We start from the raw sequence: 26,874 nt of genomic DNA, 5'->3' as shown, positions 1-26,874 counted from the left end.
GGGCGGAGGTCATCCTTCCTCCTCAAGGGGCAGGCCTGGCGTCACCCGTCCCCGGCCGAAGTAGCGGCCGAACTGAAGCTCGTAAACCTCGTCCTCGTCCTGGGTTTCCACCTCCAGGGGGCCGGTGGCCCGGGCCACGCAGAGCAGGCCGTAGCCCTGCCGGCGCAGATCCTGGGACAGCCCCAGGGCTTCCTGCTGATCGATCTCACCTGCGATCACCCGCACGGCACAGGTGGTGCAGCAGCCGTTGCGGCAGCTGAAGGGCAGAGGTTGCCCCTGGGCTTCGAAACTGCGCAGGATGTACTCCCCTTCAGGGACCTCCAATCGGATCACCTGTTGTTCCTGCCTCCAGTGCACAGTGATCGGAAAGGTTCGTGTCATCGGATGGGCCTTGAGCCATGGGGCTGACTGCTACATTGCCATCTGCCCCATGACAGCCCCTGGAGAGGTGGCCGAGTGGTCGAAGGCGCAGCACTGGAAATGCTGTATAGGGGCAACTCTATCGAGGGTTCGAATCCCTCCCTCTCCGCTTCCAACGATAAAGCCGGCTCTCGCAGCCGGCTTTTTTTATGGGCGAATTCGCTATGGAGCCCGAGCGACTGGGACTGAGCCCGGTATGGCTGGACCATCGGGGATTGGTTGACTTCAGCCGAAGCGACCGGTGACGTAGTCCTGGGTGGCCTGCTGCACCGGGGAGTTGAAGATGCGCTCGGTGTCATTGAACTCCACCAGGTAACCAACCTTGCCGCTGCCGCCTTCCACCGCTTCGGCATTGAAGAAGGCGGTGTAATCCGAAACCCGCACCGCCTGCTGCATGTTGTGGGTCACGATCACGATGGTGAAGCTTTTCTTGAGCTCATGCATCATCTCTTCGATCTTGAGGGTGGAGATCGGATCGAGAGCCGAGCAGGGTTCATCCATCAGAATCACTCCCGGCTCCACGGCGATGGCACGGGCGATGCAGAGCCGCTGCTGCTGTCCACCTGAGAGCGCATTGCCACTCTCCTTGAGTTTGTCCTTGGTTTCATCCCAGATGGCGGCCTTCCGCAGGGAGCGCTCCACCAGCTCATCCATATCGCCTTTGTAGCCGTTGATCCGTGCACCGAAAGCGATATTTTCGTAGATGCTCTTCGGGAAGGGGTTGGGCTTCTGGAACACCATTCCGATGCGGCGCCGCACCTCCACCGGATCCACCTCGCGGGCATACATGTCCTGACCATCGAACACCACCCGACCACGCAGGCTGCAGCCCTCGATCAGATCGTTCATGCGGTTGAGGGCCCGAAGTACGGTTGATTTGCCGCAGCCGGAAGGGCCGATGAAGGCGGTCACCTTGTTGCGGGGAATGTCCATGTAGACATCCCGCACGGCTTCGAAGCTGCCGTAACTGATGGTGACGTTCTCCAGGCTGAGGCAACTGGGCAGGGTGGAGCTGGTGCTGGCTTGCTTCAGGGCGCTGGTCATGGCTGGGTGGGGGTGGTGGGCAGATCCGGGCGGAGGGTGGCTAGCTGGAGGCGAACCGGCGAATCCAGCGGGCCAGAAGATTGGCGCCAAGAATCAGGATCACAAGCACGAACGAGGCGGCCCAGGCCAGAGAGTTCTGGGCTTCGTAGGGCATGATCGCGAAGTTGAAGATCAACACCGACATCGACGCGATCGGGTTGAACAGACCCTCCGGCCAGAAGGGAGAGAACAGAGCGGTGAAGATCAGGGGTGCTGTTTCACCGGCGGCTCTTGCGATGGCCAGCACCACTCCTGTGGCGATCGGAGTGAACGCACTGGGCAGAGTGATCCGGGTGATCGTCACGAACTTCGATGCACCGACTCCAATGGCTCCCCAGCTGAGTTCCCGCGGCACCAGCTTCAGGGCTTCATCTGTGGTCTTGATCACTGTGGGCAGCATCAGTATCGCCAGGGCGATGCCACCGGCCATGGCGGAATAGGACTGACCGAAAAACAGCCGTGTGGCCACGATCGCGCTGTAGACGAACACGCCGCAGATGATCGAGGGCACTCCGGCCAGGATGTCGTTACCGACGCGGATGAACTGGGCGAACCAGCCGCTGCTGGAGTACTCCGCCAGGAAAATTCCTCCGCCCACGCCCACGGGAATGGCGATCAGGGAGGCCACCAGTGTGACCACGAACGTGCCGATGATGGCGTTGGCGATTCCGCCCCCCTCAAGACCAGGCGCCGGTGGGAGTTGGGTGAACAGGCTGACGCTGATCAGCTTGCCCCCCTGGATCAGCACATAGACCAACACCAGTAGAAGGGGCATAACCGCGATCAGGCTGAACAGTGCGGCGATCGAGGTGAAGAGCTTGTCGGTGCGGTTGCGCTTCAGCCGCGGATTGAAATGGAGCGAGCGCGACGGTAGAGCCTGTGTGGCAAAGGTCATGGTGAGCTGCTCAGTTGTACTTCAGGCTGAACTTGCCGACGATCCACTGGGCGAGGATGTTCACGGCAAAGGTGAGGACCATCAGGATCAGAGCTGCATAGAGCAGGGCCGACACCTGGATCCCATCGGCCTCACCGAACTGGTTGGCGAGCATGGCGGAGATGGTGTTCCCCGGTGCTAGCAGCGACCAGCTGAAGTTGGTCGAATTGCCGATGATCATGGTCACGGCCATGGTTTCACCCATGGCACGACCCAGAGCCAGCATCACTCCACCGATGATCGAGGAGATGGCGGCGGGCAGGATCACATTGAAAATGGCGATCCAGCGGGTGCTGCCCACGCCGTAGGCCCCCTGGCGCAGTTCCATGGGGACCTGGTTGAGAGCATCCCGGGAAATGGCGGTCATGATCGGCAGGATCATCACCACGAGGATCAACACGGCCGGCGCCATGCCCGGTCCCTGGGGGGGACTTGAGAACAGCGGAAACCAGCCGAGACTCTGGTACAGGAATTGCAGGAACGGTCTGAGCAAGGGCTCCATCACGAAGATGGCCCACAGACCCAGGACTACGGAAGGGATCGCCGCAAGCAGTTCCACCATCATCCCGATCACCTCTCGCAGGTTGCGCGGAATCAGGTTTTCGGTGATGAAGATCGCCGTGCCCAGTGAAATCGGCACAGCGATGAGCAAGGCCAACAGAGAAGAGACGAGTGTGCCGTAGATCGCGGTGAAAGCTCCGTATTGGCTGTTGACCGGATCCCAGCCTGAGGTGACAAGGAAGGACAGGCCGAAGCTGGCCATCGCTTCCTGGGCTCCGTTGAACACCGTCAGGAAGATGCAGAGCAGCACCACTGCCACCAGGGATGCCAGCACGATCGTGAGCAGCTTGAATCCGATGTCGATGGTGCGCTCGGACCTGGGGCGGTTGCGCAGTGTGAACTGATCCTGGCCCGATTCAGATCGGATCACCATGGAGCTACGTAAGAGAAGTCGAGTTGCCCGCAATGGCCAACCATTGGCTGAACTTAGGTTGCAATCCAGGCCCGCGACCACTAAGAACGCTTTAACACCCGCCCGTCGTCAGCGTCTGAGGGCGCCGCCAACGCTCAGGCTTCTGGCCAGGAAGCCGGTAGTTTGGGGCTTCGCTTTGGGGATGCATGGGCCGGATCGTGGGCATTGACCTGGGCACCACCAATTCGGTGGTGGCGGTGCTAGAGGGCGGCCGGCCCCAGGTGATCGCCAATGCCGAAGGGGGCCGCACCACACCCTCGGTGGTGGGCTTCAGCCGTGATCAGGAGCTGCTGGTCGGTCAGCTCGCCCGCCGCCAGCTGGTGCTCAACCCCCGCAACACCTTTGCCAACCTCAAGCGCTTCGTCGGCCGCAGCTGGGATGAACTCGACGACGGCAGCCTGGCGGTGCCCTACACGGTGCGGGCCAACGACCAGGGCAATGTGCGCATCGTCTGCCCCATCACCGAGCGTGAATATGCGCCCGAGGAGTTGCTGACCAGCATCCTGCGCAAACTGGTTGACGACGCCGCCACCTACCTGGGCGAAGCGGTGGAAGCGGCGGTGATCACCGTGCCGGCCTATTTCAATGATGCCCAGCGCCAGGCCACCCGAGATGCCGGCCGCCTGGCTGGACTCACGGTCGAGCGGATCTTGAACGAGCCCACAGCCGCCGCTCTGGCCTATGGCTTCGACCGCAGTGCCGTCAAGCGGGTGCTGGTATTCGATCTGGGCGGCGGCACCTTCGATGTGTCGGTGCTGCGCATCGCCAATGGTGTTTTCGATGTGAAGGCCACCAGCGGCGACACCCAGCTGGGCGGCAACGACTGGGATCTGCGCATCGTCGACTGGCTGGCGGAGGCCTTCGAGGCCCGCCATCAGATTGATCTGCGCCGGGATCGCCAGGCCCTGCAGCGGCTCAGCGAGGCAGCAGAAAAGGCCAAGCAGGAGCTCTCCGGCGTCACCACCACCCCGATCTCGCTGCCGTTCATCGCCACCGGCCCCGATGGTCCCCTGCATATCGAGACCAGCCTGGAGCGGCGCACCTTCGAGTCCCTCTGCCCCGACCTGCTCGATCGTCTGCTGCGTCCCGTGCAGCGGGCCCTGCGTGATTCCGGTCTCACGGCCGATGACATCGACGATGTGGTGCTGGTGGGCGGCAGCACCCGCATGCCGATGGTTCAGGAGATGGTGCGCACCCTGATTCCGCGCGAACCCTGCCAGTCGGTCAATCCCGATGAGGTGGTGGCCATCGGTGCGGCGGTCCAGGCCGGCATCCTCACGGGCGATCTGCGCGATCTGATGCTCAACGACGTCACCCCCCTCTCCCTTGGCCTGGAGACGATCGGTGGGGTGATGAAGGTGTTGATCCCCCGCAACACCGCCATTCCCGTGCGCCGCTCGGATGTGTTCAGCACCTCCGAGGCCAACCAGTCGGCCGTGGAGATCCATGTGCTCCAGGGGGAGCGCCAGATGGCCACGGACAACAAATCGCTCGGGCGCTTCCGCCTCTCTGGCATCCCACCGGCTCCCCGGGGTGTGCCCCAGGTGCAGGTGTCACTCGACATCGATGCCAACGGCCTGCTGCAGGTGTCAGCCACCGACCGCACCACCGGACGACAGCAGAGCGTCAGCATTCAGGGGGGCTCCAACCTCAGTGAACAGGAGATCCAGGCGCTGTTGGAGGAGGCCCAGCGCAAGTCCGCTGAGGACCGGCGCAAGCGGGTGGCGGTGGATCGGCTCAACAGGGCCCAGACCCTGGTGGCCCAGGCGGAGCGTCGCCTGCGGGATGCCGCCATCGAACTCGGTCCCTACGGCGCGGAGAGGCAGCAGCGTTCCGTGGAGATGGCCCTGCGCGAGGTGCAGGTGCTGCTCGATGACGCCGATCCAGCTGAACTCGACCTGGCTGTCAGCCAGTTGCAGGAGGCTCTCTACGGTCTCAACCGCCGCCTGATCAGCGAGCGCAAGACCGAATCAGGCCCCCTGCAGGGCCTCAAGAACACCCTGGGCTCGATCAAGGACGACCTGTTCTCCGACGAGGACGACTGGGACGACTGGGACCGCTCCCGGCCTGGACCATCCGAGCGCTGGGGAGGGGATCCCTGGGCACCACCGTCCCGCTATGGCGGCAACCAGGACGATGGCTATTCCTCGTATCAGAACCCTCGCCTGGAGCGCTCCAGGCTCGAGCCCGCCCGTCCGGAGGCCCCGCAGGCTGATCGCTATGAACCGGCCGCCGGTCCGGCACCCTCCCGCCGTAGCGCCGACTGGCCCGCGGAGGGGCGCAGGCGTCCCAGGGCCGACGATCCCTGGGCTGAGGACTGAGGACAGTGAGCCGGAGCACCACCGCCACGGTCGGCGATGACCACTGGGCGGTCCTCGGGCTGAGCCCGGGGTCCGACGCCGCGGCTCTCAAGCGCGGCTTCCGCGCGCAGGCACGTCGTTGGCACCCGGATCTCAACGGCAACGATCCCGTGGCCGAGGAGCGCTTCAAGCGGGTCAACGAGGCCTATGCCGTCCTCTCGGATCCACGCCGTCGCCAGGCCTGGGAATCGGGGCGGGATCCGGGCTCACTGCGGGACGAGGCTGCCGATCCCTTCGCCACGGGCTTCCCCGATTTCAACGACTATCTCGAAGCGTTGTTTGGTCGCCAGTCACGCCCGGATCAGCGCAGGCAGCCTGAGCCCGACCTGGAGCAGGAACGAGCTGAACCGCTCCAGCCGCGGGAGGACCCACGGGTCGAGGTGACCCACGCCCCGCCGCCGCCGCCGCCGGTGCAGGCCGCCAGCGACCTGGAGACGCTGGTGGATCTCAGCCCGGAGCAGGCCCTCGCCGGCACCCGGCTGGAGCTGGAGCTTCCCGGTGGCCTGGCGGTGGAGCTCTTCACACCTCCCCTGGCAGGTGATGGCTGGCGCCTGCGTCTGGCCGGGGTCGCCCCCGGCGGTGCTGATCATTTCCTGCAGCTGCGGGTGCGGCGCCCCGATGGCCTGCGCATCGACGGCCTGCGGGTGCTCTACGACCTTGAGCTTTCGCCAGCTGAAGCGGCCCTGGGCTGCAAGGTGGTGGTGCCCACCCTGGAGGGTCGGGTGCAGCTCACGGTGCCCCCCTGCTCCTCAAGTGGTCGGCTGCTGCGCCTGAGGGGGCTTGGTCTCAGCCTGGAGGAGCGGCGGGGCGATCAGCTGGTGGAGCTGCGCATCGTCCTGCCTGAGCAGCTCAGCGACGCTGAAGCGGCGCTCTACAGACGGCTGGAGGAATTGTCCAGCGATGGTTGAGCGGCCCTCCCCTGCAGGCCACAATCAATGGGACACTGAGCGGCTGGGATTGGTTCGCTTCATGCCCGTCCATGTGCTGCTGTTCGAAGCAGGCACCGACAACGAAGGCATTCACTCCCTGGAGCTGAATGGCCGCACCGTGGTGCTGCTGTTTGAGGAACGGGACGATGCCGAGCGCTATGCGGGCCTGCTTGAGGCCCAGGATTTCCCCGTCCCCAGCGTGGAGGCGATCGAGCGGGAGGAGATGGAGCTGTTCTGCGGCCAGGCGGGCTATGAAGCCCGCTTCGTGCCCTCAGGTTTCCTGCCCAGCTCCCCCGAGGAGCGCCTGCTGATCGCCCCGCCGGAGCGGAATATGGATCTGACCCACTGGAAGGACGAGCCCTCCCGCTCTGTCGCTCCCCAGGACAGCGGCGACGGGAGCAGCCCCGAGCGTGCCGAGCTCGAAGCCTTCCGCCGCCGCCTGGAGGGCTTGCTGTGACCTGCGCCGACCGCGGCCATCTGCTCACCGAGCAGGCCAACCCCGCCAGCGCCAGCCTCGACCAGCTCAGCTCCAGCGAACTGGTGGATCTCTTCTGCCGGGAAGATGAGAAGGCGCTGCTGGCCATGGAGGCGGCGGCACCGGCCCTGGCCGAGGCGGTGGAGGCCATCAGCGCTCGCCTGCGCTCCGGCGGCCGGCTCTTCTACCTCGGTGCCGGCACCTCCGGACGCCTTGGCGTGCTCGATGCTGCCGAGTGTCCACCCACCTTCTGCACCCCACCGGAGCTGGTTCAGGGCGTGCTTGCCGGTGGCGCACCGGCCCTGTTGCGCAGTTCCGAAGGGCTCGAAGACCTGCGAGAAGCCGGCCGCCAGGATCTGATCGAGCGCGGTTTCTCCACCGGCGACGCCCTGGTGGGCATCGCCGCCGGCGGCACCACCCCCTATGTGCTCGGCGGCCTTGAGCATGCCCGCGCCATCGGCGCTCTGGCGATCGCCATGGCCTGTGTGCCGAGCGAGCAGGCGCCGATGCCCTGCGACATCGACATCCGGCTGGTCACCGGGGCGGAGCTGCTCACCGGCTCCACCCGTCTCAAGGCCGGAACGGCCACCAAGATGGCCCTCAACATCATCTCCACCGGGGTGATGGTGCGGCTGGGCAAGGTGTACGGCAACCGCATGGTGGATGTGGCCGTCACCAACAGCAAGCTGGAAGACCGCGCCCTGCGCATCCTCAAGGACCTGGCCGGGGTGGAGCGGGAGCAGGGTCCGGCGCTGCTTGCAGCCGCCGGCGGTTCGGTCAAACGGGCGCTGGTGATGGCCGCCGCCGGGCTGAGCGCCGAGCAAGCCGATGAAGCCCTTGGCGCCCACGACGGTCAGGTGAGGCAGGCCCTGGAGCAGCTCGGCGCTCAGCTGGCCTGAGCTGCCGCGGCCGGTTCGAAGGCCCCCCAGTAAGGGGTGGTAAGCAGGTCGAGCTTGCGGCGGGTGTCAGCCGGCACCTGCTCTTTCGGTGTCATCAGGGCATCCCGCAAGGCGCTGTGGGAGCTGCTGAGTGGCCGTTGGGCATCGATCCGCTCCGCTGCCACCGCCACGATCTGCTGAGCCAGGGCCGCGTTGGCGTGCAGGTTCTCGATCACGAGATCCACCGTCACCGAGGCGTGATCCTCGTGCCAGCAGTCGTAGTCCGTGACCATGGCCAGGGTGGAGTAGGCCATCTCGGCTTCACGGGCCAGGCGGGCTTCGCTGTGGTTGGTCATGCCGATCACCGAGCAGCCCCAGCTTCGGTAGAGATTCGATTCAGCCCGGGTGGAGAAGGCAGGACCCTCCATGCAGAGATAGGTGCCGCGGCGGTGCAGCTGGCGGCCTGCAGGCATCAGGCTTTCAGCCACATCGGCTAGCAGACGGCTGAGGCTCGGGCAGAACGGATCGGCGATGCCCACATGGGCCACCGCCCCGCCGCCGAAAAAGCTCACGGGTCTGGAGTGGGTGCGGTCGATGAACTGATCCGGCACCACCATGTCGAGGGGCCGCAACGGATCCTGCAGGGATCCCACGGCGGAGCAGGAGAGGATCCAGCGCACCCCCAGCGAACGCAGGGCCCAGATGTTGGCCCGGTAGGGCACCTCCGTCGGAAGGTGGTTGTGGTGGCGCCCGTGGCGGGCGAGGAACACCACCTCCAGCCCACCGATCCTCCCCATCCGCAGGCTGTCCGAGGGTGGTCCGAAGGGCGTCTCCACCGTGAGTTCACGGACGTCCTCAAGCCCCTCGATGGCATAAAGCCCGCTGCCACCGAGGACTCCCAGGCGTGCGTGGCTCAGGTCGAGGCCCTGGCTCGTGGCAGCGGCGGTGGGACTCATGGGGGGACCGACGGAGGGGAAAGCCCGGTGCAGGACTGGGGACTGTTCTACCCGAGAGTCGATACACTCCGCCTTTGCTCTGAGCCCCATGACCAAAGCTTTGATGGAGACCGAGGCAGGCACGCTGGAACTCGAGTTGTTCGACACCGAAGCCCCCGGCACCGTCGCGAACTTCGTCAAGCTGGCCGAATCGGGCTTCTATGACGGCCTGGCGTTCCACCGTGTCATCGATGGCTTCATGGCCCAGGGAGGTTGCCCCAACACCCGCGCCGGCGCCAGCGGCATGCCCGGCACCGGCGGCCCCGGCTACATGATTCCCTGTGAGATCAACAGCCGTAAGCACCTGGCGGGCACCTTCTCGATGGCCCATGCCGGCAAGAACACCGGTGGCAGCCAGTTCTTCCTCTGCCATGACGCCCAGCCCCACCTGGATGGTGTCCACACAGTGTTCGGTCAGGCCAGCAATGTGGACGTGGTGCTGGCGATCCGCAAGGGCACCCGCATCACGAAAGTGACGATCCTGCCCTGAGGACGGCAGCCCCGGCTCGGCGCTCAGACCCAGCGCACGAAAGCCCCGGGAGTCGCAGTCAGATGGGGGCTCACCTGAGTGAGCTCCTGCAACGGTCGGCTATCGGGCTCCAGGGTGGCGCTGGGGTGGGCGCTGCGCTGGGCATCGGGGGTCAGCAGCAGACTCACCGCCCGGGTGGCGGCCCAGCCGGCCATCAAGGTCAGGGCTGAGAGCAGGTCAGCTTCGGCCAGGGGCTGGTCCCCTCCCGCCTGCTGGGCAAGGAGCAGCGCAAGCTGCGGCTGCCCCAGCAGGGCCAGCAGGCGTGGGTGTTCCTCCCGCCGCAACTCCAGGCCCCGCTCGCTGGCCCACTGCCGCAGCTGGGGCCAGTGCTCGGCTTCCGCCTGCTCCGGCGCCACCGTCGTGCCGCTCCAGGAGAGCACCGCCGTGGGACCTCCCGCCCCGGTGTGCTCCCGCCCCGGTCCGCCGTGCATCAGATGGCCGAGTTTGGTCTTTTTGGTGAGCAGGTAGGCGGCGTTGTGCTGGCCCGGTTCCATCACCAGCGGCACCCGGTCTTCCACCTGCAGCCCGTAGCCGCCGAGGCCGGCGATCTTGCGGGGGTTGTTGGTGATCAGGCGCAGGTGATGAACCCCCAGATCACTGAGGATCTGAGCTCCGACTCCGTAGTTGCGCAGGTCGGCGGGAAAGCCGAGGCGCTCATTGGCCTCGACGGTATCGAGACCGCCATCCTGAAGGCTGTAGGCCTTGAGCTTGTTGATCAGGCCGATGCCCCGGCCCTCCTGGCGCAGGTACACCACCACCCCCTCGCCGGCGGCTTCGATCATGCGCAGGGCCGCTTCCAGCTGGGGCCGGCAATCGCAGCGCAGGGAGCCGAAAGCGTCGCCGGTGAGGCATTCCGAGTGCACGCGCACCAGCACCGGTCCGCTGGCCAGCTCGGGGCGCCCCTTGACGATCGCCACATGCTCGCTGTCGTCGAGCTCATTTCGGTACCCGATCGCCCGGAAATGACCGAAGGCGCTCGGCATCTGGGCCTCGGCCTGGCGGCGGACGAATCGTTCCGTTTCGAGTCGGTAGCTGATCAGGTCGGCGATGCTGATCAGGCGCAGGTCGTGGCGCCGTGCGTAGCGCGCCAGCTGGGGCAGGCGGGCCATCGAGCCATCGGGGTTCTGGATCTCGCAGATCACCCCTGCTGGGTAGAGCCCGGAGAGACGGGAGAGATCGACGGCCGCCTCGGTATGACCGGCCCGCTTGAGCACGCCGCCCTGGCGAGCCCGCAAGGGGAAGATGTGGCCCGGCCGGCGCAGATCTGCCGGGCGGCTGGCGGGATGGATCGCCACCTGGATGGTGCGGGCTCGGTCGTCGGCACTGATGCCCGTGCTCACCCCGTTTTCGGGCCCGGCATCAACACTGACGGTGAAGGCGGTCTGGTTGCTGTCGGTGTTGCGGTCGACCATCAGGGGCAGCTCGAGCGCGTCGAGCCGCTCCCCTTCCATCGCCAGGCAGATCAGACCACGGGCCTCTGTTGCCATGAAGTTGATCTGCTCGGGCGTGGCGAACTGGGCCGCGCAGATCAGATCACCTTCATTTTCGCGATTTTCATCATCGACGACGACGATCATCTCGCCGTTGCGGATGCCGGCGAGGGCATCGGCGATCGAGTCGAAGTGGACCGGGTCGTGGCCCTGATCCTGAAGTGGTGGAGCCTCAGAGGCGCCGGCGAGGGGAGCGGAACGCTCGGAGCGAACAGTCAGAACAGCTCAACCAAGTATCGAGCATTCTCTATCAGTTGCTGGCTCAACGTGAGCGGGCGACCGGTACGATCATCGCCCCAGATCCTCCGGCATGGTCAGCCCCACAGCAGCCCGGCGCGTCGCGGTGATCGGCGCCAGTGGCTACGGCGGCCTTCAGACCCTGCGCCTGCTTCACGACCACCCCGAGTTCGTGGTCAGCTATCTGGGAGGCGAGCGCAGTGCTGGCCGCGCCTGGAGTGAACTGGTTCCCTTTCTGCCCCTGAAGGGCAATCCGGTGGTGCGGGCCCCCGACCCCGAAGCCATCGCCGCCGAGGCGGACTTCGCGGTGCTCAGCCTTCCCAGTGGGCTGGCCTCCCAGCTGGTGCCCGCCCTGCTGGAGCTGGGGGTGAAGGTGGTGGATCTCTCCGCCGATTACCGCTACCGCTCCCTGGCCCAGTGGAAGGAGGTGTACTCCAGCGAGGCCGAACAGTTCGAGCGTCACGATCAAGCGCTCTGCGCCGAGGCGGTCTATGGCCTGGTGGAGTGGGAGGAGGCTCGTGTAGCCGCCGCGCGGCTGGTGGCGGCCCCAGGCTGCTTCCCCACCGCCAGCCTGCTGCCGCTGCTGCCCTTTCTCAAGCAGGGTCTGATCGATCGCAGCGGCATCATCATCGATGCCAAGACGGGCACCTCCGGCGGTGGTCGCGCCGCCAAGGAGAACCTGCTGCTGGCGGAGGCGGCCGAGGCCGTGGCTCCCTATGGCGTGGTGGGCCACCGTCATACGAGCGAGATCGAGCAGACCGCCAGCCAGGTGGCGGGGCAGCCGATCCAGCTGCAGTTCACCCCTCACCTGATGCCGATGGTGCGGGGTCTTCTGGCCACGGTCTACGGCCGGCTGCGGGATCCGGGCCTGACCGCCGAAGACTGCACCACCGTGCTTCAGGCCGCTTACCGCCACAGTCCCTGTGTGGAGGTGTTGCCGGTGGGCACCTACCCCTCAACCAAATGGACTCGTCAGACCAACCGGGCTCTGCTTTCGGTCCAGGCCGACCGTCGCACCGGCCAGCTGATCCTGATGAGCGCCGTCGACAACCTGGTCAAGGGCCAGGCGGGTCAGGGGTTGCAGTGTCTGAATCTGATGGCCGGACTGCCGTCAGCCATGGGTCTGCCGCTGCTGCCGTTCTATCCCTGAGCCTCTCGGCGGCGATGGCCACCGCCAGGGGCAGCAGGCGGTGCTCCTGCTGGTGAATACGCGCGGCCAGGCTGTCGCGGTCGTCGCCAGGGAGCACGGGAACACTGGCCTGGGCAAGAATCGGACCTCCGTCGAGGTCCTCGGTGACCAGATGGGCGGTGCAGCCGCTGAGGGTGACCCCTGCAGCGAGGGCCTGGCCAACGGCATCGAGGCCCCGGAAGCTGGGCAGCAGCGATGGATGGATGTTGATCAGGCGCGAGGGGAAGGCGTTGATCAGGCGCGGGGTGACGATCCGCATCCAGCCGGCCATCACCACCAGATCGACGCCGGTGGCGCTGAAGGTCTCGATCAGGGCGCCATCCAGCGCTTCGCGGCTTCGGTGCCGGCGGTGATCCACTAGGGCGCAAGGGATGCCCAGCCGATCGGCGCGGGCCTGGGCGCCGCAGCCCGGATTGTTCACCACCAGCTGGAGCACCCGGCCCCGAAGCGGACCCTGGCGGCAGGCCGCCACCAGCGCTTCGAAGTTCGAACCTTCCCCGGAGGCCATCACCCCAAGCCGCAGCTCCACGGCTTGGGGGGGCCAGGGCTGTGCCAACGGCCACTGGACACAACCGGGCGGATCGCTAGGGTCTGTCGAAGCGGGCATTGGTGTCTTGTCCCATCTCTCCATCCTGCCAACGGTGATCCGCGATCTGGATCTGCTGGCAGCGTCTCTGGTCGAACTCGGCTGTGATCCGATCCGAGCCGGAGTTCTTGAAGGCTTTGCCGGAGAGCGCACACCGGTGGATCTCAAGGTTCGCTTCGCCGGTGATCAGTGGATCGGCTGGAGCCGCCAGGCCGACGGCAGCCTGGCCCTGCTCGGGGATCTGCAGCGGCTGAGCCGCTCCCGTCCTCTGCAGACGTTTCTGGGCCGGCTAACCCGTGGCTATGCCGCCCGGCTTGCCTTGCAGGACGCTGCACTCGAGCTGCCGATGGCCACGATTGAACTGGTGTCCTGAGGCACGGGTGGTTGACCTCTCCCTGGATCTGGGCCAACCCCACAGCCACCTGGTCCACGTCAGCCTCCGCTGCACACCGGCCACTCCGGTGCTGCGCCTGCGCCTGCCCGCCTGGACCCCGGGTTCCTACCTGATCCGCGACTACGTCCGCCACCTCGAAGCCCTGGAGATCCGCCAGGGAACCCAGAGCCTGCAGCTGAGCCGCACTGAGCCCTCCGGCTGGCGGCTGGAGCTGCCGTCTCTGGAGCCGATCGAGATCCACTACAAGGTGCTGGCCGCTGACCTGAGCGTGCGCACCTGTCACCTTGATGGCGACCACGGCTTTCTGGCCCTTGCGGCCCTGGCACTGCAGGTGGAGGGGGAACGCTGGTCCCCCCACCGGCTCAGCTTGCGGTTGCCGTCTGGCTGGCAGGCCTTTGTTCCCTTGCCGCTTCAGGCCGATGGATCCTGGCTGGCGGTCGACTTCGATCAGCTGGTGGACACTCCGGTGGAAGCGGGCCCCCACCGCGATCACACGTTCACTGTGGCCGGGGTGCCCCATCGCTGGGTCTGCTGGGATGCCACCGCGCCTGCCGACGCTGCTCCAGACAGTCTGATCAAGGCCCACCCCTCGCTGCTGCAGGACGTGGCGGCTGTGTGTGAGGCCTGCTGCCGGCTGATGGGCGAGCCCGCTCCTGCAGCTCCCGCGTACCTGTTCGTGCTGCATCTGCTCGATCAGGGCTATGGCGGCCTGGAGCACGACAGCTCCACGGTTCTGCAATTCGGCCGCCAGGCCCTGCTCAAGCCTGAGGGTTACCGCCAGCTGCTGCAACTGGTGGCTCATGAGTATCTCCACCAGTGGAATGTGCGCCGGCTGAGGCCCGCGGCCCTTTGCCCGATCGAGTACAACAAGCCCGTGATTGTGCCTGGTCTGTGGTTCGCCGAAGGCGTCACCAGCTATTGCGACCAGCTCCTGCCCCACCTGGCTGGTCTATCGAGCGAAGAAGACGTGCTGCATGACTTAGGCAGGGATCTCAGCCGCTACCTGCTCACCCCTGGCCGTATTGCTGGACAGAGTCTGCGCCAGAGTGCTGAGGAGGCCTGGGTGAAGCTCTACCGGCGTGAGGCCAACAGCGACGACAATCAGATCAGCTATTACCTCAAGGGAGCCATTGTTTCTTTGGCACTCGATCTGGAGTTGCGCCGCTCGGGGTCGTGTCTGGCCCAAGTGCTGCGTGATCTCTGGGCCCGCCTGGGTCAATGGGGGCGGGGATACCGGGAGCAGGACCTGCTGGAGGCCTTCTGCGCCCGCTCGCCTGGTCTGGCCAAATGCTTGCCGGCCTGGCTTGATGGCTGTGAGGATCCCGATCTGCCCGCCTACCTCCAGGATGTGGGACTGATGCTGGAGCCTCAGCTGGCCTCTTCCCCCCACGTCGGGCTGACGGCGTCGCTTCAGGGAGGAACTCTTGAGGTGGTTCGTGTGGTGCGCGGTGGCCCCTCCCAGGAGGCAGGCCTCGTGGTGGGCGATGAGCTGATTGCCCTGGAGGGTCTGCGTCTGCGCAAGCCCGAGGACCTGGCTCCGCTCCTGCAGGCCGGAGGGCGTCAGGCGATCACCATCAGCCGGAGGGGACGTCTGCGCACCCTAGTGATCACCGCTGGGGCGCCGGCGATCGAGCGTTGGCGGCTGCTGGTGGATCCCGCCGCCGCCCCCGAGGCGTTGGAGCGCCGTCGCGAGTGGCTGGGTGTGGTGCCATGTTGAGCTCCCTTCTGCAGCGCCTGCGGGCCAACCCCCTGGCCGTGGGTCTGCTGAGCGGAGGGGCGATCCTGGCCCTCGGTGGCCTGGGCTGGCTGGCCCGTGATCTCACCGCCAGCTCGGAGGCTGCCAGCCGCCCGTCGCTGCTGCAACTGCTCGAGCAGGTCACCCAGCCCACCCCCTCGCGTGAGCCGCCGGCCGGCCGGCCGGCGCCCATGCCGCCGCCGCGGCCGGCCTGGGTCAGTCCCCTGGGCCGCCAGTGTGTCGACCTGCAGCCACGGCTGCGGTTGCGGCTGGAGGGGGAGCTCGCGGAGTTGCCTGTGCGCCGAAGACGTCTGCAGATCGACCCCAGCAACTACGGGGTGCGCTTTGAGCGCGATGCCTTCGGCCATCCGATCGATCCCACTCCCCAGATGGTGGTTCTGCATGAAACCGTGTACGGCATCGGCTCAGCCCTGCGCACTTTCCAGACCCCCCATCCCAGGGATGAGGATCAGGTGAGTTATCACACCCTGATTGGCCTCGATGGCCAGGTGATCGATGTACTCGATCCCAGCCAACGGGCCTTCGGGGCTGGTAATTCCGCCTTCAACGGCCGCTGGGTGGTCACCAATTCCAAGGTGGGGGGGTCGATCAACAACTTTGCCCTTCACATCGCACTGGAAACCCCCCTGGATGGGGAAGACAACGATCCGGGCCACAGCGGCTACAGCAGCAAGCAGTACGACGCCCTGGCCCTGGTGCTCAGCGACTGGATGCGCCGCTTTCCCATTCCTGCCGCTCACATCACCACCCACCGTCATGTGGATCTGGGTGGAGAGCGGGCAGATCCACGCAGTTTCAACTGGGTTGCTCTTCAGAGCCGGCTGGGGGCCCTCGGTCAGCTCTGCTGAAAAGTTCGCTTCAGATCAGGGGCGAGAGCTGGGGCTTCTGCTCCGAGTAGATCAGGCCATGCAGCTCGGGGTCCTGCATATAGCTCAGGATCCGGGCGGGATAGTCGAGTTTGCCGTTGTGCAGGTAGGCAAGGGTGGCCAGTGCCTTGGCATCGCGGGGGCTGCGGCTGGCCTGCATCTGGCGGTCGGTAGGCAGGCCCAGTTCGCGGCTCAGGCGGGCGAACTTGCCCACCAGCAGGGTGACGTTGCGCTTCGGATCAAGCAACTCCAGCCGCGCCGCCTGGATCTGATCGGCCGTGGGATCGGCGGGTAGCAGACCCTGATGGATCAGTTCGCCGATGCCGAGCTGGGCGGGTCCGTGGGTGCTGAACAAGCCCGACTGGGCGGCCAGGGGCAAGTCCTCGCCTGGTTTGGCGTGCTGAATTTCATCGAAGAGCACGGCCGCCACCAGCATCGGGTTGATCTGGTAGCGGCGGCTCTCCTGCAGGATCGTGGGCCGCAGCTCCGCAAGCCGCTCGACGGTGAGGGCCCTCAGGGGCGTGAGTTGATCGAGGCCACGGGTGAACAGCTGGGCCAGGGGGGCCTGGGGTCCGTGCACCCCGAAGCGGCGCTGCAGCTCCTTCAGTTCCTCGGGAGTGAAATCAATGGGATCAGGACGCTGGCCTTCACTGGTGAAGGCGTCCGGGTCACTGCTGTCGGTGCTGAGGCTGGCGGTCAAGCCGGGCTCGGTGAGCAGTGAGGCGCTGGAGAGGATCGGCTGGGGGGAGCCCGAGGCAAGGCCCAGCAGCGAAAGAGAGGCGGCCAGGGAAACAGCCCAGCGTTTTGGTCCGCCCTTTGGGGAGAACGAAGCCATCGCAGGGCGTGAGGTCAAGGAAATCCGCCAAAACAAATATTTCTTGAAGATTAACGCGGCTTGATTTGGGCAACCCAGCTTCTGGGGTCGTTTGTGTTTCCGTCCATACCAAAAACGCTGATCTGGCCGACTTCGGTGTGGCATGGCACCGCTGTGCCTCCTAGAGGGCCCTTCCACGGATAAGTTCAGCCTCGGCAGCCGATTCGTGAAACCCGCCCGCATGACGACGCTTCCGGATTTCAGCATCCATGAGCCCCAGGTGCAGTGGCAGCGCTTCTGCGCCCTGCTCTGGCATCACGACGACCTGGGCCTCTGGGTCGATGCCAGCCGGATGGCACTCAACCAGGCCCATCTCGACAGCCTGGAGCCGGCCTTCACTCGTGCCTTCATGGCCATGCAGGCTCTCGAGGCCGGCGCGATCGCCAACCCCGATGAGGGGCGTCAGGTGGGTCATTACTGGCTGCGTGCCCCGGAGCTGGCGCCCGATCCGGAGGCGGCGGCCCATATCAAGGCGGAGGTGGAGCGGATCGATGCCTTCGGACAGCAGCTGATCGGCGGCGCCGTGCAGGCTCCGTCGGGCACGCCCTTCACCGATGTGCTCTGGATCGGCATCGGCGGATCGGGTCTGGGGCCACTGTTGATCCTGCGCGCCCTCAAAGAGGAGGGAGTTGGGCTGCCGTTCCACTTCTTCGACAACGTCGATCCCCAGGGAATGAGCCGCACCCTCTCCGCCCTGGGGGAGCGGCTGCTCACCACCCTGGTGGTGGTGGTCAGCAAGTCGGGGGGCACGCCTGAACCGCGCCTGGGCATGGAGCTGGCCCGTACCCGGCTCGAGGTTCTCGGCGGAACCTGGGCCCAGCAGGCCGTCGCCGTCACCATGGTGGGCTCCCAGCTGGATCAGCGGGCCGAGGCTGAGGGCTGGCTAGCCCGCTTCGACATGTTCGATTGGGTGGGTGGGCGTACCAGCATCACCAGTGCCGTGGGCCTGCTGCCGGCGGCCCTGATCGGCGCCGATCTCCATGGCTTCCTCGATGGGGCGGCACGTATGGATGCGGCCACCCGCGTGGCAAACCTGCTCGAGAACCCCGCCGCGCTGATGGCCGCCGCCTGGCACGTGGCCGGTGGCGGAGCTGGAGGACGCGACATGGTGGTGCTCCCCTACCGAGACCGGCTGGAGGTGTTCAGCCGCTACCTGCAGCAGCTGGTGATGGAGTCGCTGGGCAAGCGGCTGGATCGGGATGGGTGCCAGGTGCACCAGGGGATCGCCGTCTACGGCAACAAGGGCTCCACCGATCAGCACGCCTACGTTCAGCAGCTTCGCGACGGGGTCGACAACTTCTTCGTCACCTTCATTGAAGCCCTCGACGATCCGGCTGATGTGGCCCCCATTGGCGGGGAGTACCCGGGCGACTTCCTCGATGGCTTCCTACAGGGCACTCGCTCCGCTCTCAGCGAAGGAGGGCGCCAGAGCCTTTCGATCAGCCTGCGCCGCTTCGATGCCCGCAGCCTGGGGGCGCTGGTGGCCCTGTTCGAGCGGGCCGTGGGCCTCTACGCCGAGCTGGTGAACGTCAATGCCTACGACCAGCCCGGGGTGGAGGCCGGCAAGAAGGCCGCCGCCACGATTCTGGAGCTTCAGGGTCGGCTGGAGGCGTTGCTCGCGGATGGGCACCCCCGCTCACTGGAGGCGATCCAGGAAGAGCTGCAGCTCCCCAGCCCCGAGGCTGCCTTCTGGATCCTGCGCCACCTGTGCGGCAACGCCCGCGGCTACAGCGCCGAGGGTGACTGGGGCAATCCGGCCGGCCTTGTGTTCCGGACGATGTGAGCCCTTTCAGCTGGACCGATCACCATTGCTAGGTTCCGCTGCTTTGCGGCCCCATGATCCGTTCACGCGCTGCAGTGGCCTGGGCGGCCGGCGAGCCCCTGGAGATCACCGAGATCGAGGTGGCGCCGCCGGCAGCCGGTGAAGTGCTCCTGCGGGTGGTGGCCAGCGGGGTGTGCCACACCGATGCCTTCACCCTCTCCGGGCAGGACCCCGAGGGTCTCTTTCCTGCCGTGCTGGGCCATGAGGGCGGAGCCGTCGTCGAGGAGCTGGGGGCCGGTGTGACCTCCGTGGCGGTGGGTGATCACGTCATTCCCCTCTACACGCCGGAATGCAGGGCCTGCAGCTTCTGTCTCTCCGGCAAGACCAACCTCTGTCAGGCGATCCGCGCCACCCAGGGCCGGGGCCTGATGCCTGATGGCAGCAGCCGCTTCTCCAGCGCCGGCCGCCTGATCCACCACTACATGGGCACCTCCACTTTCTCGGAGTACACCGTGGTGCCCGAGATCGCCGTGGCCAGGATCAGCAAGGAGGCACCGCTCGAGAAGGTGTGCCTGCTGGGCTGCGGCGTCACCACCGGCATCGGCGCGGTGCTCAACACCGCCAAGGTGCAACCCGGCAGCACGGTGGCCGTCTTCGGACTGGGCGGCATCGGTCTGGCGGTGATCATCGGAGCGGTGATGGCCGGCGCCAGCCGCATCATCGGCATCGACACCAACCCGGAGAAGTTCGCCATTGCCCGCCAGCTCGGTGCCAGCGATTGCCTCGACCCCAGCGCCTTTGACGCCCCGATCCAGGAGGTGGTGATCGATCTCACCGATGGCGGTGTCGACTATTCCTTCGAGTGCATCGGCAATGTTCAGGTGATGCGGGCGGCCCTGGAGTGCTGCCACAAGGGCTGGGGTGAATCCACGATCATCGGCGTGGCCGGAGCCGGCCAGGAGATCGCCACCCGGCCCTTTCAGCTGGTGACGGGCCGGGTATGGCGTGGCTCGGCCTTTGGTGGCGTGCGCGGCCGCACGGAACTGCCTGGTTACGTGGAGCGCTTCCAGAGCGGTGAGATCCCGCTGGACACCTTCATCACCCACACCATGCCCCTGGAGGCGATCAACAGGGCCTTCGATCTGATGCACGCGGGCGAGAGCATCCGCTCGGTGATCCACTTCAACCCCTGAGGACCCACCCCGTGCTCACACTCCTGAGTGAGAACCGCAGCTTTGCCGGGATCCACCGGCGCTACCGGCACGAGTCGGCAGTGCTCGACTGTGCGATGACCCTGGCGGTGTATCTGCCGCCCCAGGCTCTCAGCGGAGAAACGGTGCCAGCGCTGTACTGGCTCTCCGGCCTCACCTGCACCGATGAGAACGTCATGCAGAAGGCCGGGGCCCATCGCCTCGCCGCCAGCCTCGGCCTTGCCCTGATTGCCCCCGACACCAGCCCCCGCGGCCCCGAGGTGCCGGGCGATCCTGATGGTGCCTGGGATTTCGGCCACGGGGCCGGTTTCTACCTCAATGCCAGTGAGGTCCCATGGGCGCGCCACTACCGCATGCACGACTACGTGGTGGAGGAGTTGCCGGCTCTGCTGGAGAGGGAGCTGCCCCTCAACGGCCGACGCGGCGTCAGTGGCCATTCGATGGGAGGGCACGGCGCCCTCGTCTGTGCCCTGCGCAATCCCGGCTTCTACCGCTCTGTCTCGGCCTTTGCGCCGATCAGCCACCCCAGCCGCTGCCCCTGGGGTGAGAAGGCCTTCAGCCGCTATCTCGGGCCTGATCGCTCCCGCTGGAGCGCCTGGGATGCCTGCGACCTGATGGCTTCAGCGCCGGAGCGGCTGCCGCTGCTGGTCGACCAGGGACTCGACGACCCCTTCCTGGAGAGTCAGCTGCGACCGGATGACCTGGAAGAGGCCGCGCGAGCCGCCGGCCACCCACTGCAGCTGAGGCGCCAGAGCGGCTACGACCACAGCTATTTCTTCATCGCCAGCTTCATCGACGACCACCTTCGCCACCACGCGGCGGCCTTGCTGCCCCAGGGTTAGGGCACCAGGTTCACGAGCTTGCCGGGCACCACGATCACGCGGCGGGGGGCCTGGCCCTCAAGCCACTTGAGGGCAATGTCGCTCTCGAGAGCCAGTTGCTCCAGGGTGGCGGCATCGGCATCGGCCGGCACCTCCAGCTGGCCCCGCACCTTGCCCTTCACCTGGATCACCAGAGGCACCGTGTCCTGGATCAGGGCGGCGGGATCGGCCACGGGCCAGCGCTGGCGATGCACGCTGTCTGCTCCACCCAGCCGCTGCCAGAGCTCCTCGGCAAGGTGGGGAGCGAAGGGGGCCAGCAGGATCACCAGGGCGTTCAGGGCCTCGATGGCCACGGGCTCACTCGCCAGCTCCAGCTGGGCCGCCATGGCGTTGCTGAGCTTCATCAGCTCCGATACGGCGGTGTTGAACTGGTAATGGCCCGGGGCGAGGTCGTCGTCGATGGCGGCGATGGCGCCGTGAACCGCCCGGCGCAGCTCCTGCTCCGCCCGTGTGCTGGCCTCTGCGGGTCCGCCCGGAGGAGTGGGCAGGCGGAGTCCGCGGGCGACCGCCCCGTCCACCAGCCGCCACAGGCGCTGCAGGAAGCGGAACTGCCCTTCCACATCGGCGTCGTCCCACTCCAGGTCCTTCTCCGGCGGCGCCTTGAAGAGGATGAACATGCGGGCGGTGTCGGCCCCGTAACGGTCGATCACCTCGGCAGGATCGACGCCGTTGTACTTCGACTTGGACATCTTCTCGTAGAAGGTGTCGAGCCGCTCGCCATCGATCGGATCGCGGGGATCGGTGGGATCGGCCACATCGGCCGGGGCCACGTATCGCCCGGTCTGAGGATTCTTGTAGGTGATGGCCTGCACCATCCCCTGGGTCAGCAGGCGTTTGAACGGTTCATCGAAGCCGAGCAGGCCCCGGTCGCGCAGCACCTTGGTGAAGAAGCGCGAATAGAGCAGGTGCAGGATGGCGTGCTCGATGCCGCCCACGTACTGGTCCACGGGTAACCAGTGGTCCGCCGCACTGCGCTCGAAGGGCAGGCGGGTGTTGTGGGGATCGCTGTAGCGCAGGTAGTACCACGACGAGCAGATGAAGGTATCCATCGTGTCGGTCTCCCGCCGGGCGGCCTGGCCGCAGCAGGGGCAAGGCACGTTCACCCAGCTCTCCAGCTGGCTCAGCGGTGAACCGCCCTTGCCGCTGAAGGCCAGATCCCTGGGCAGCTCCACCGGCAACTGCTCCGCCGGCACCGGCACCACACCGCAGCTCTCGCAGTGGATCATGGGAATGGGGCAACCCCAGTAGCGCTGGCGGGAGATCAGCCAGTCGCGCAGGCGGTAGCTCACCTTGCCCTCACCCCAGCCTTCCGCCTCAGCCAGGGCCACGATCCCGGCGCGGGCTTCGGCGGCCTCAAGGCCATCGAAGGGCCCGGAATGAACCAGGCATCCGCCCGCCGTCCAGGCGCCGCCGTCGTAGGCCTCCTCCTGGGCACCCTCGGGCACGATCACCCGCTTCACCGGAAGCTCGTACTGGCGGGCGAAGACGAAATCGCGCTGGTCGTGGGCCGGCACCCCCATCACGGCGCCGGTGCCGTAGTCGGCCAGGACGTAATCGGCGATCCAGATGGGGATCGTCTCGCCGTTGAAAGGGTTGCGTGCGTTTGCTCCCAGGGGCACCCCTCGTTTGGGTTGGTCTTCGGCGGTGCGTTCCTGCTCGCTCTGGCTGCTCACCAGATCACAGAAGGCCTCAACCGCCAGGCGCTGGTCAGGGGCGGTGAGGCTGGCCACCAAGGGGTTCTCAGGGGCCAGCACCAGGTAGCTCACCCCGTAGACGGTGTCGGGGCGGGTGGTGAAGACCGTGATCGACTCCTCCATGTCGGCTGCGCTGTCTGCCGCCGCCGGCGCAACGATCGGGAAGCGCAGCTGGGCCCCCGTTGAGCGACCGATCCAGTTGGATTGCATCGTGCGCACCCGCTCCGGCCAGCCATCGAGCTGATCGAGGTCGTCGAGCAGGGCTTCGGCGTAGTCGGTGATGCGCAGGAACCACTGTCGCAGCTGTCGCTTCTCCACCTTGGCCCCGGATCGCCAGGAGCGTCCCTCGCCATCCACCTGCTCATTGGCCAGCACCGTCTGATCGATCGGATCCCAGTTGACCGTCGCTTCCTTGCGATAGGCCAGGCCCGCCTCGTGGAACTGGAGGAACAGCCACTGGGTCCAGCGGTAATAGTCGGCGTGGCAGGTGGCCACCTCCCGGTCCCAGTCGATCGAGAGGCCGAGGCGCTGCAGCTGGGCGCGCATCTGGGCGATGTTGGCGTCGGTCCAGTCGCCCGGATCCACACCCCGCTCGATCGCGGCATTCTCCGCCGGCAGACCGAAGGCGTCCCAGCCCATCGGATGGAGCACCCTGCGGCCCCGCAGCCGCTGCACCCGGGCGATCACATCGGTGATCACGTAGTTGCGCACATGGCCCATGTGCAGGTTCCCCGAGGGATAGGGGAACATCGAGAGGGCGTAGAACGTTGCGCCGCTGCCGTTGTTCTCCCCGCCGTCGTCTGGTTCGGGTGTCTGGTGGAGTCCCTGCTCCTGCCAGCGCCGCTGCCACTCGGCTTCGATCGCGTCGGGGTGATAGCGGCTGCTTTCCGGGCTGGCGCCTGTGCTGGATCGGGTATCGGACTCGGCCATGTTCCGGGGTCGGCCGGTTCGCATCAGCCGTTGAGTGCGTGGCTGTGATCGTGCCACACCCCCCAGGGGTGCTTCATGCACCCTCACTCCAGCGCTTGGATGGTCTCCAGAGCTGAGCGCCGGATCAGTACGGGCTGCTGGGCGTCGGCAGGACGCAGGGCCAGAAACTCGGGGTCCTGCCAGTCCAGGCAGCCTTCAAGCTGCTCGCCGCCGGGGAATCGAACCCGCAGGGGCGTGCGCCGGCGGACCCAGTTCTGGAGAAGGCGCACTCCGGGCAGGCTCGGATCCAGGTTGTGAGTCTCCATAGGATTCAGGCTATGTGAATAGGGAATGGGGCCGTGCTGGCATTCAGCAAGTACCAGGGGCTGGGCAATGATTTTCTGCTGATCGATGGGCGCGAGGCCGCCGATCCCCAGGAACTGTTCGGTCTCTACCCGGAGCGGGTGCGCTGGATCTGCGACCGCCGCTTCGGGGTTGGCGGCGATGGGGTGATCCTTGCTCTGCCGCCCGAGGGAGATGGGGAGCTGCGCATGCGAATCTTCAATGCCGACGGCAGCGAAGCGGAGATGTGCGGTAACGGCATCCGCTGCCTGGCCCGTTTCCTGGCCGACAGCGACGGCGATCAACCGGGGAGGACCTGGCAGGTGGAGACCATGGCCGGCCGGATGGTGCCGGAATTGCTCGCCGATGGCACGGTGCGTGTCGACATGGGTGAGCCGTTCCTGGTGCCCGAGCAGGTGCCCACCACCCTGGCGATCGGTGCGGCGGGGCTGCCCCAGGGGGAGCTGGAGGTGGAGGGGATCAGCTTCGGGGCGGCGGCGGCCGGCATGGGCAATCCCCATCTGGTGATCCCGGTGGAGGAGGTGGAGGCGGTGGATCTGGAACGGTTCGGACCCCTGCTTGAGGTGCATCCCGCTTTTCCTGCCCGCACCAACGTGCATTTCGTGCAGGCGCTCAGCCCCGATCACCTGGTGATGCGCGTCTGGGAGCGCGGCGCCGGTCCCACCCTGGCCTGTGGCACCGGAGCCTGCGCCACCCTGGTGGCCTGCCACCGCCTGGGCCTGAGCGCCCGCTCGGCCCGGCTGGATCTTCCCGGCGGCTCGCTCTGGATCGACTGGGAGTCCGGTTCGAATCATCTGTTCATGACTGGGCCTGCCGAACCGGTGTTCGACGGGGTGCTGGCGCCGCCACCGGCGAGTGTCGTTGAGCCGGCCATCACGCCGGAGTCGTCACAGCCGTTGCAGCCGTCACAGCCGCCGCAGTCGTCGCGGCCGGCGGAGCTGGAAGACATCAGCTGCGTCACTGCCTGCGTGGAAGGCTGCCAGCGGCCGGACAACTGCCCCAGCGCTGAGGCCCGCCGCCGGGTGGAGGAGCTGCTCGAGAGCCGCTCCCTCGATGATCTGGTTTCCCTGGCGGCTCAGTCGCTCGAAACCCGAACCCAGGCCCGCTTCAGCCGCGATCGCGCCGGCTCCGATCGCGCGGCCGAGTGACGTCGGCCGGGCCCGCCGGCGGCGGAGCGCTGCAGCTCTACCTCGATGCCTCGGCCGGTGCCCCTCCGGCTGAGGCGGTGCTGGAGGCGATGGCCGCTGCCACTCGAACCGCCTGGGCCAATCCTTCCAGCCTCCATGGCTATGGGCTGGCGGCGGCGGACAGCCTTGAGCGCAGCCGCCGGGCGCTCGCCGCCCAGCTCGGTGCTGAGGTGGAGCAGCTCACTTTCTGCTCCGGAGGCACCGAGGCAGCCCACCTGGCCCTGCTGGGAGCCGCCGCGGCCATGACGCCCGGTCGTCTGCTGATCTCGGCCGTGGAGCATCCGGCGGTGGCCGCCGCCGCTGAGCGCTTGATCGGCTCGGGCTGGACGTTGGAGCGGCTTCCGGTGGATCACCTGGGCAGGGTGCGGCTGGATCGGCTTGAGGACCTGCTGGAGCCGCCCACCCGCCTGGTTTCGGTGATCTGGGGCCAGAGCGAGGTGGGCACCCTGCAGCCCCTGCAGGCGATCGGTGAGCGCTGCCGCCAGGCCGGTGTGATCCTGCACAGCGACGCCGTGCAGGTGGTGGGCCATCGACCCATCGATTTCGCTTCGATGCCGCTGGATCTGCTCAGCGTCACCGCCCACAAGCTGCAGGGGCCTCGGGGAATCGGCGCCCTGCTGGCCCGCCCTGGCCTGGAGCTGCGGCCGATGATCGAGGGCGGCGGCCAGGAGGGTGGGCTGCGCTCCGGCACCGAGCCGGTGGTCCTGGCGGCGGGATTCGCCCAGGCTCTCCAGCTCGCGCAGCAGAGGCTGGAGCTGCACGCTGGCCATGATCCGCTTGAGCCGTGGCGTGACCGCCTGCTGCAGACCCTGTTGGCCCTGGGCGGAGTCGAGCTGACTGGCTGCCCAATGGAGCGTCTGCCGCACCACCTCAGTGTGGTGGTGCGGGACAGGGCTGGACGCCCCCTGTCGGGTCGTCGCCTGGTGCAGGCGCTCTGGCGCGAGGGCCTGGCCGTCAGCAGCGGCAGTGCCTGCCAGGGAGGGCGAGCGGACGGCAGCCCTGTGCTGCAGGCCATGGGCTATGGGCCCGAGCTGGCCGCCAGCGGCCTGCGCCTGAGCCTGGGCCCCTGGCTGTGCGAGGAGCAGCTCGAGTCGGTGCCAGCCCGCTTCGAGCGGGCCCGCCAGGCCGTGGCGGCGGGACAGTTTGGGTAGGGTCACTGGGCTCTGCTGAGGGTTTCGCGTGCTTCCTGCCGATCTGCGCAGAGCCGAAGGTGAGGCCCTGGAGGCCCTGATGGAGGCCCTGGTGGACAGCCCCAGCGGTCGCTGGACCATGGAGCTGCGCTTTGAGGGGCTCAAGCTGCTGCCCCTGGCCCTGCGGCTGCTGGCGTCCCTGAATCCCGCAGAGCGTCCGGTGCGCCTGCTCTTCCCTGATGCCGGGGCCGCTGCACTGGCCCGTCGCGATGCACCGGATCTTGCCCCCCAGCTGGGTTCCCTCGGTGATCAGCTGCGGCGTCAGGAGCAGGACAGTGATCCCTCCGCCGGAGATCTGCTGGTGCTGGCGGGGCCCGCCCAGGCCGAGTACGAGGAGGTGGAGCGGCTCTGCCAGGCCCACCGCGGCGCTGTGGTGCTGCTGAATGGACGCCTTGAGGATGCCGCCGTGGGCATCGGCAGTGTGGCCCGGGAGCGGCGGCGGGGATTCCTGTCCACCTGGCGAGCGGCCTATGCCCTGCTGCCGCTCGAGAGTGGTGCCCTTCGTTTCGCTTTCCCAGGCCCCTGGCAGCTCTATCGCCTGGATCCGGATGGCTACCGCCCGGCCGCCAGCTTCGATCAGAAGCCCGATACGGAGCAGCAGCTGGAGGCTCTCAGTCCCGATCAGGGCCTCGACATGGTGGCGGGTCTGCGGGCCCTTGACCGCTTCATCGGCAGCCTGAGCAACTGAAACCGGGGGGGACCCTGCCGT

General features: G+C 67.0%; 25 protein-coding genes and 1 tRNA gene. 16 read left to right on the top strand and 10 right to left on the bottom strand.

Translation table 11 applies throughout. The annotated features are described in order from the left end of the window. Nucleotides 1-9 precede the first annotated feature (9 nt). A complete protein-coding gene (locus CJZ82_RS01185; RefSeq protein ID WP_094553946.1) occupies nt 10-381 on the bottom strand; it encodes a 2Fe-2S iron-sulfur cluster-binding protein in 372 nt (123 codons plus the stop codon). Between the two features lie 61 nt (nt 382-442). On the opposite strand from CJZ82_RS01185, the gene CJZ82_RS01180 reads away from it, so the two are divergent. Beyond that, nucleotides 443-529: transfer RNA gene (locus CJZ82_RS01180), tRNA-Ser, on the top strand. 116 nt (nt 530-645) lie between these two features. Here CJZ82_RS01180 and pstB read toward each other — a convergent pair. From pstB to pstC, 3 genes are read right to left on the bottom strand one after another with little or no spacing between them, the layout of a single operon-like run. Beyond that, nucleotides 646-1,464 (bottom strand): phosphate ABC transporter ATP-binding protein PstB, encoded by an 819-nt coding sequence (gene pstB, locus CJZ82_RS01175; RefSeq protein WP_094553945.1) that lies wholly within the window; start codon nt 1,462-1,464, stop codon nt 646-648. 40 nt (nt 1,465-1,504) lie between these two features. After that, nucleotides 1,505-2,398 (bottom strand): phosphate ABC transporter permease PstA, encoded by an 894-nt coding sequence (gene pstA / locus CJZ82_RS01170; RefSeq protein WP_094553944.1) that lies wholly within the window; start codon nt 2,396-2,398, stop codon nt 1,505-1,507. A gap of 10 nt (nt 2,399-2,408) precedes the next feature. Continuing rightward, entirely contained in the window at nt 2,409-3,371 is a 963-nt protein-coding gene (pstC, locus tag CJZ82_RS01165) for a phosphate ABC transporter permease subunit PstC (RefSeq protein WP_094553943.1), read from the bottom strand. A gap of 185 nt (nt 3,372-3,556) precedes the next feature. Between pstC and dnaK the strand changes: the two genes are divergently transcribed. From dnaK to murQ, 4 genes are all read left to right on the top strand, one after another. Continuing rightward, nucleotides 3,557-5,731, top strand: coding sequence for a molecular chaperone DnaK (dnaK, locus tag CJZ82_RS01160; protein ID WP_094553942.1), 2,175 nt, complete (start codon nt 3,557-3,559; stop codon nt 5,729-5,731). 5 nt (nt 5,732-5,736) lie between these two features. Then, nucleotides 5,737-6,678 (top strand): DnaJ domain-containing protein, encoded by a 942-nt coding sequence (locus CJZ82_RS01155; RefSeq protein ID WP_094553941.1) that lies wholly within the window; start codon nt 5,737-5,739, stop codon nt 6,676-6,678. Between the two features lie 61 nt (nt 6,679-6,739). Beyond that, complete coding sequence (locus CJZ82_RS01150; protein ID WP_094554130.1) at nt 6,740-7,156, top strand: DUF3110 domain-containing protein; 417 nt, start codon at nt 6,740-6,742, stop codon at nt 7,154-7,156. Continuing rightward, entirely contained in the window at nt 7,153-8,073 is a 921-nt protein-coding gene (gene murQ / locus CJZ82_RS01145; RefSeq protein ID WP_094553940.1) for an N-acetylmuramic acid 6-phosphate etherase, read from the top strand. Before CJZ82_RS01150 ends, murQ begins: the two co-directional genes overlap by 4 nt. Here murQ and mtnP read toward each other — a convergent pair. After that, nucleotides 8,061-9,008, bottom strand: a complete 948-nt coding sequence (mtnP, locus tag CJZ82_RS01140; RefSeq protein ID WP_094553939.1) for an S-methyl-5'-thioadenosine phosphorylase — start codon at nt 9,006-9,008, stop codon at nt 8,061-8,063. The two genes, murQ and mtnP, sit on opposite strands and share 13 nt — an antisense overlap. A gap of 88 nt (nt 9,009-9,096) precedes the next feature. Between mtnP and CJZ82_RS01135 the strand changes: the two genes are divergently transcribed. Beyond that, nucleotides 9,097-9,537 (top strand): peptidylprolyl isomerase, encoded by a 441-nt coding sequence (locus tag CJZ82_RS01135; protein ID WP_094553938.1) that lies wholly within the window; start codon nt 9,097-9,099, stop codon nt 9,535-9,537. Nucleotides 9,538-9,560: 23 nt separating this feature from the next. Here CJZ82_RS01135 and ribBA read toward each other — a convergent pair whose 3' ends face one another. After that, on the bottom strand, nt 9,561-11,153 hold the full coding sequence (ribBA, locus tag CJZ82_RS01130; protein WP_369820002.1) for a bifunctional 3,4-dihydroxy-2-butanone-4-phosphate synthase/GTP cyclohydrolase II: 1,593 nt from the start codon (nt 11,151-11,153) through the stop codon (nt 9,561-9,563). A 223-nt stretch (nt 11,154-11,376) separates the two neighbouring features. Here ribBA and argC point away from each other — a divergent pair, with 223 nt between their 5' ends. Continuing rightward, on the top strand, nt 11,377-12,453 hold the full coding sequence (gene argC, locus CJZ82_RS01125) for an N-acetyl-gamma-glutamyl-phosphate reductase (RefSeq protein WP_094553936.1): 1,077 nt from the start codon (nt 11,377-11,379) through the stop codon (nt 12,451-12,453). Here the strand turns inward: argC and purN are convergent. After that, nucleotides 12,359-13,099 (bottom strand): phosphoribosylglycinamide formyltransferase, encoded by a 741-nt coding sequence (gene purN, locus CJZ82_RS01120; protein ID WP_369820001.1) that lies wholly within the window; start codon nt 13,097-13,099, stop codon nt 12,359-12,361. The two genes, argC and purN, sit on opposite strands and share 95 nt — an antisense overlap. A 7-nt stretch (nt 13,100-13,106) precedes the next feature. On the opposite strand from purN, the gene CJZ82_RS01115 reads away from it, so the two are divergent. Genes CJZ82_RS01115 through CJZ82_RS01105 form a run of 3 tightly spaced genes read left to right on the top strand, consistent with a single transcriptional unit; the run spans nt 13,107 to nt 16,076 of the window. Continuing rightward, nucleotides 13,107-13,451: a DUF1257 domain-containing protein gene (locus CJZ82_RS01115; protein ID WP_233129952.1), complete on the top strand. Its 345-nt coding sequence runs from the start codon at nt 13,107-13,109 to the stop codon at nt 13,449-13,451. Nucleotides 13,452-13,458: 7 nt separating this feature from the next. After that, nucleotides 13,459-15,189 (top strand): M61 family metallopeptidase, encoded by a 1,731-nt coding sequence (locus CJZ82_RS01110; protein ID WP_094553935.1) that lies wholly within the window; start codon nt 13,459-13,461, stop codon nt 15,187-15,189. Continuing rightward, complete coding sequence (locus CJZ82_RS01105) at nt 15,183-16,076, top strand: N-acetylmuramoyl-L-alanine amidase (protein ID WP_094553934.1); 894 nt, start codon at nt 15,183-15,185, stop codon at nt 16,074-16,076. The genes CJZ82_RS01110 and CJZ82_RS01105 overlap by 7 nt, the downstream gene beginning before the upstream one ends. 10 nt (nt 16,077-16,086) lie before the next feature. On the opposite strand, the gene CJZ82_RS01100 is transcribed toward CJZ82_RS01105, so the two are convergent. Next, complete coding sequence (locus tag CJZ82_RS01100) at nt 16,087-16,929, bottom strand: helicase DnaB (protein WP_094553933.1); 843 nt, start codon at nt 16,927-16,929, stop codon at nt 16,087-16,089. 220 nt (nt 16,930-17,149) lie between these two features. Between CJZ82_RS01100 and CJZ82_RS01095 the strand changes: the two genes are divergently transcribed. From CJZ82_RS01095 to fghA, 3 genes are read left to right on the top strand one after another with little or no spacing between them, the layout of a single operon-like run. After that, nucleotides 17,150-18,751: a glucose-6-phosphate isomerase gene (locus tag CJZ82_RS01095; protein WP_094553932.1), complete on the top strand. Its 1,602-nt coding sequence runs from the start codon at nt 17,150-17,152 to the stop codon at nt 18,749-18,751. A 53-nt stretch (nt 18,752-18,804) separates the two neighbouring features. Further along, entirely contained in the window at nt 18,805-19,923 is a 1,119-nt protein-coding gene (locus tag CJZ82_RS01090) for an S-(hydroxymethyl)glutathione dehydrogenase/class III alcohol dehydrogenase (protein WP_094553931.1), read from the top strand. A gap of 11 nt (nt 19,924-19,934) precedes the next feature. Next, entirely contained in the window at nt 19,935-20,783 is an 849-nt protein-coding gene (fghA, locus tag CJZ82_RS01085) for an S-formylglutathione hydrolase (protein ID WP_094553930.1), read from the top strand. Here fghA and leuS read toward each other — a convergent pair. After that, nucleotides 20,780-23,446 carry a leucine--tRNA ligase gene (gene leuS / locus CJZ82_RS01080; RefSeq protein ID WP_094553929.1) on the bottom strand — a complete coding sequence of 889 codons (2,667 nt, stop codon included), beginning with the start codon at nt 23,444-23,446 and terminating at the stop codon, nt 20,780-20,782. The two genes, fghA and leuS, sit on opposite strands and share 4 nt — an antisense overlap. A gap of 83 nt (nt 23,447-23,529) precedes the next feature. Then, nucleotides 23,530-23,751 carry a hypothetical protein gene (locus tag CJZ82_RS01075; protein ID WP_094553928.1) on the bottom strand — a complete coding sequence of 74 codons (222 nt, stop codon included), beginning with the start codon at nt 23,749-23,751 and terminating at the stop codon, nt 23,530-23,532. A gap of 33 nt (nt 23,752-23,784) precedes the next feature. Between CJZ82_RS01075 and dapF the strand changes: the two genes are divergently transcribed. The 3 genes from dapF to CJZ82_RS01060 are packed head-to-tail and all read left to right on the top strand — an operon-like array spanning nt 23,785 to nt 26,853. Beyond that, the gene (gene dapF / locus CJZ82_RS01070; RefSeq protein ID WP_094553927.1) at nt 23,785-24,936 is read left to right on the top strand and encodes a diaminopimelate epimerase; all 1,152 of its coding nucleotides are present in this window, start codon (nt 23,785-23,787) and stop codon (nt 24,934-24,936) included. Then, on the top strand, nt 24,933-26,126 hold the full coding sequence (locus tag CJZ82_RS01065) for a cysteine desulfurase family protein (RefSeq protein ID WP_094553926.1): 1,194 nt from the start codon (nt 24,933-24,935) through the stop codon (nt 26,124-26,126). The genes dapF and CJZ82_RS01065 overlap by 4 nt, the downstream gene beginning before the upstream one ends. Before the next feature lie 28 nt (nt 26,127-26,154). Further along, nucleotides 26,155-26,853 (top strand): DUF1995 family protein, encoded by a 699-nt coding sequence (locus CJZ82_RS01060; RefSeq protein WP_094553925.1) that lies wholly within the window; start codon nt 26,155-26,157, stop codon nt 26,851-26,853. Nucleotides 26,854-26,874: the final 21 nt, after the last annotated feature.

Source organism: Synechococcus sp. 1G10, assembly GCF_002252625.1.
Classification (GTDB): Bacteria; Cyanobacteriota; Cyanobacteriia; order PCC-6307; family Cyanobiaceae; genus Regnicoccus_A.
Note: the sequence above shows the minus strand (reverse complement) of the source record. Positions and strands in the feature narration are given on the sequence as shown.